Origin of the sequence: Aeromonas sp. ZOR0002 (assembly GCF_963866995.1) — a bacterium.
Lineage (GTDB): Bacteria > Pseudomonadota > Gammaproteobacteria > Enterobacterales > Aeromonadaceae > Aeromonas > Aeromonas caviae.
The window spans coordinates 1-4,141 of the sequence record NZ_CAWMFQ010000400.1 but is presented as its reverse complement, the minus strand read 5'-3'; the positions used below and the strand labels follow the sequence as shown (position 1 = coordinate 4,141).

General features: G+C 44.9%; 4 protein-coding genes. 2 read left to right on the top strand and 2 right to left on the bottom strand.

The annotated features are described in order from the left end of the window. Positions 1–742: 742 nt before the first annotated feature. On the bottom strand, positions 743–949 hold the full coding sequence (locus tag AACR77_RS22850) for a helix-turn-helix domain-containing protein (RefSeq protein WP_080989933.1): 207 nt from the start codon (positions 947–949) through the stop codon (positions 743–745). 118 nt (positions 950–1,067) lie between these two features. On the opposite strand from AACR77_RS22850, the gene AACR77_RS22845 reads away from it, so the two are divergent. After that, on the top strand, positions 1,068–1,652 hold the full coding sequence (locus AACR77_RS22845; RefSeq protein ID WP_042878984.1) for a hypothetical protein: 585 nt from the start codon (positions 1,068–1,070) through the stop codon (positions 1,650–1,652). 153 nt (positions 1,653–1,805) lie between these two features. Here AACR77_RS22845 and AACR77_RS22840 read toward each other — a convergent pair whose 3' ends face one another. After that, on the bottom strand, positions 1,806–3,554 hold the full coding sequence (locus tag AACR77_RS22840) for a hypothetical protein (protein WP_081999337.1): 1,749 nt from the start codon (positions 3,552–3,554) through the stop codon (positions 1,806–1,808). A gap of 383 nt (positions 3,555–3,937) precedes the next feature. On the opposite strand from AACR77_RS22840, the gene AACR77_RS22835 reads away from it, so the two are divergent. Beyond that, a partial coding sequence (locus AACR77_RS22835; protein WP_042878982.1) for a hypothetical protein occupies positions 3,938–4,141 on the top strand: 204 nt, incomplete at its 3' end.

Sequence of the window (4,141 nt, the reverse complement as noted above, 5' to 3'; positions counted from 1 at the left end):
TAATGAGCCGACCCAGCCCATCATTCGGCTCAATGTTTGAGCTGAATATAACACATGCAGCAGAACAGAAGAGCTGGTAATGAGGATGGAGATCTAGGTTGAAAATCTCAGACCGGAGCTAATGAAAAACTGGATGTATTGCTGCTGTGTGGAGCTACAGCAACCAGTTGATAGACAAGGCGGGAGCTCGTTTTCGTTTCGAATGGTTCTTGTGAGCTTGCAGCTTGCGCTGCATGAAGCCACGCACACGCAGATGCCGTCTGGTCTGCTCATTCATATGCCTGACGTTACTCACTAATATTGGGATGCCAGTCTAAGCCACCAGAAGAGAAGGATCGAACCACCGAGTAGATTGCCTGCCAGGTATTTCCAAGAGCGGTCTGACAAGAACAAAATCGCCCCCAGTATCGTTATCAGGCCCCAGAGATAGGGCATGAGCAGTACATATAGGCCAGTCAGTGAGTATTCATCGTTAAACCAGTCATAGACAGGCTGAATGAACAGGATCGATGCATTCAAGAGGTGATAGAGCATGAACAACACGAACACCCATGTTCTCTCTGTCTTTATGGCTGTGCTCACTTTAGTTCCCTTTGGAACGGATGGCTGAGTTCAATGACGGTCAAAAAAGGTGTTTAGGCAGATGCTAAAGCTGGCAATGATGCTAATCGCCATCACTGTGAATAATTATGGGAAAATATAGTTTTATCTGGGTGAAGAGATAATTAATTGGCAAATATATCTATGGCAACAAGTCGCGAATGTCACACCCCATTACCCTGGCAAGACGATAAGCCTTTTCCAGGGTGATATTAACCTCACCACGCTCAATTCGTCCTACGTAGCTTCTATCAAGTTCGGCCGCATATGCGAGTGCATCTTGCGATACACCCAATTGAAGCCGTCTATTACGTACAGCATCACCAAATTTTTTTGCTAGATCTTGCATGTCTCGCCTCTCACTGGCGAGCACTATCTCTGGTTGTCTGGCTAACGACCACGGATTATAATCCGCAATCAAGTTTAGATCCCCACTAAATGTTTTCGTTCGAGACCAAGGATTACTTATGAGCTCCCAGACTGTGTGGTTACCTACCGCACTCTATACCGCACTCATTCGATTGCAGATGGATGATTTCACTACAACGGAGTGCTTGAACGCAGTCTTTGGTGAATCAGAGTACAATCAGGCCCATAAGAGGCGATATGGCCTCGTTTATCGTAATCTGATGAGGTTGGTTGACGCGGGTTTCCTGGAACGGAGAAATGTTGATGATGTCCGATCGTATCCAAGTTTCGTTAAAACCCCTCTATTTCATGATGTGAACTTTCAAGAGGAACTAATTGGCCCTGCGACTCAGGGAGAGCTGGAAGTTCAGGAAGTTCAGGAGGCTCAGGAGTATAAAAAGGAATCGAACGATGCTCTCTTAGATGAGTTAAACGCGAAAGCGAGCCTCTACCGCATTGAAATTCAGGAGTGCCAAGCAGCAATTGCTGAATACAATATGCTGCAAACAGATTTTCCCGCGCTAGAAATTACTATTGATAATGCACTTCGGAATACCAGTCAGAAATACCGAGACTTAAGGGGACGGCTGGCAGCTGTGGAGAAGGTGATGAGGGCTTTGGGGAGCACCGAGTCGGCTCGCTAATATCATCCCTTCTATATATAAGCCGATCTTGACTACATGACCCTAGGTGTCTGTGATTTTAGGTCATGTAGTTTACCTCACCGCTGCTCGTTCATATACCTAGCGGTACACATAATAGTGTCAATATATGATGTACAGAACACCATCCTCTCGCTATACATCAGTTAAATAGCTTTCATCCATTTCGGGATGGACTTCAAATTTCTCTGTGGAAAAATAAAGGCGGTAAAATTCTTTCGGGAGATTATCCAGTCGTTCAAGTGAACTATTTACTCTAGAGCATTGGTCTAAATTTAAATAAAAACGATGTTTATCTAACCAATTTCTAGGATCATGGAAATTTTCGATAGTTGCATTTTCTAACCTAGCTACATGCTGCTCAATCATGTTACGACTTACCAATGGCCTGAGCATAGGGATGATATCAACAGTCCGGTCATCAGACACGACAATAGCTAGTCTTCGATGACTTCCTTTATGAACATAGCGTACTCCAGAGTTGTAGCGAGAGCCTCTTGATGGAGTACACTGTTCGGTCGCCTCGCCATCAAGAATGATCCCGATAGCATGACAGAAGCCCGCAGGATCTAGAATTATGGTTCCATCGATGCCACTGACGCTTCGGAGTAATTCTTCAGAAAGAAGAGTGGGCTCAATACATGTACCTTGCTTGCTAAGGCGACGAGCTTCACTAGCCGCATCTTTGGCAACAACAATCATACTTCCGTGTTCTTGGCGAACTTGAGCCATCATCAAATGCCACAGATTTAATCCATTTTCATGTGATGTTTCTGGAAAGAGTCGAGCATAATTTGCCAGGAACGCAGCCTTATCAAAAGGTTCTTGAGGTAATTTAGGTTCAGCATAATGACTACGAAGTAATGCTTGATTGCCACAACGCAACTCCCAGTGATAATGGTCGATAAAGACGACTAAAAATGCATCTTGGTTACTGGAATCATGCCATTCCTTAAGTCTCCCCAGTCCATAGATGCGCTGGCTGTCCGCAATAATACCAATACCTGTAGTCGCCATCTGTAAAACTTTCCTAACCCACCTTGGTTCATGAAGCGTTACAGGCTCAGCAAACTTAACCATAAATTCGACTACATCATTCTTGGGGTCAACAAGGATAAGATGCCCAATTCCCTTCGAGCCTTCATACATTAAGGAAGAAACAAGATTCAACGTAGCAAACAGATCGTCATACATGTACTGCCGTTCGATTGATAACCCTGGGGTGTGCATGAAATTTTTCGCAGCAATACGGACGATCTCTTCTGCCTCTCTCATACCACGATGTGAAAAACGTCCAGGTTCAGGCTTGTTTAACCCCTCCGTTGCCTCATGCAGAACAGCCGCCATAGCTGAATGGATGAGACTACGATATCCATTTTCATTATTGCCTTTTTTGAGTGGCTTATGATCTAAGTGGGGATACTGTAAGAACAGGCTATTTGGGATCTGTATAACAGGAGTTACATAGTGGTCATCGATGCGCCTAGCTGCTCCGCAGAACGAAGTTACATGATGTTCTTCATCAAATCTTTTTAATGCCAGCTCGACCGATGTCCGCACTGAATCTTGGCGCATCCACTCCGGCTTGTCACGCATACTTGGAGCATCACCAAAACACAAACTCTGCATGTCATGGTTGTTATAAGTAAATTCAATAGAATCAATTAGGCCATCAAATAATGACAGCTGCCATTTTCCATCTTCTGGCTCGATGCACACTGGGTTCCGGTTATCGCTATTTGGGCTTCGAGCACCAACTAAAATTACTTCCGCTTCTGAAGGAGCCCCCAGTCTTTTAAGCACATCGCGAGCTAACCTCTGAATTTGAATCCGATAGTGGCTTTGATATCCCCACATGAAAAGGTTGATGTAGTGTCCATCCATTGCTAACCCACCGTTATTGATCACTTTCAGTTCTCAGCGAATGCTCGCTAACCAAGCCCAAGTGCCATAAGTGCAGTCGAACTGTCCCTGCATTAGCGGAAGCCTGTCTCAACGCCTAGTCATTGAAGCTATGGCGCTTACTGCACCATACATGAACATTACGTTATCACACACCCCCGCTTGAGGGTGACAGCAATAAAAATGATAAAAATCAAATAGTTGATTAGCTGTTGTTAAGCTCCCCAATCAGTTCGAAAAACAACCTTACTGATACATCAATCGTTTTCCTTGATCGCCTCAATCGGATCGGATATGTTTGTGCTGTTTAAACATACAGTACCACATATAGTGTTAAGATCATAAACAAAGCACAGGATATAGTCATGGCAACTAACCGTAAAACGACCTCCGATAAAGTCGCAACACTTGCTGGGCAGGTGCTCAACGATACAACCTCCTCTGCCACTGCTCGCTCCCTTGCGGCTTCCGCGCTGTCTCAGGCTAGGGCTGGGAAGCAAACTGGGGCTGAAATGGAGACGTTTGCCTCCATGGTGCTACAAAGCAGCAAGTACAGCGAAACGTCAAAG

Excerpts from the sequence above, each read along its gene's own strand:
- AACR77_RS22840 (WP_081999337.1), bottom strand. The coding sequence starts at position 3,554 with ATGGATGGACACTACATCAACCTTTTCATGTGGGGATATCAAAGCCAC.
- AACR77_RS22850 (WP_080989933.1), bottom strand. The coding sequence starts at position 949 with ATGCAAGATCTAGCAAAAAAATTTGGTGATGCTGTACGTAATAGACGG.
- AACR77_RS22845 (WP_042878984.1), top strand. The coding sequence starts at position 1,068 with ATGAGCTCCCAGACTGTGTGGTTACCTACCGCACTCTATACCGCACTC.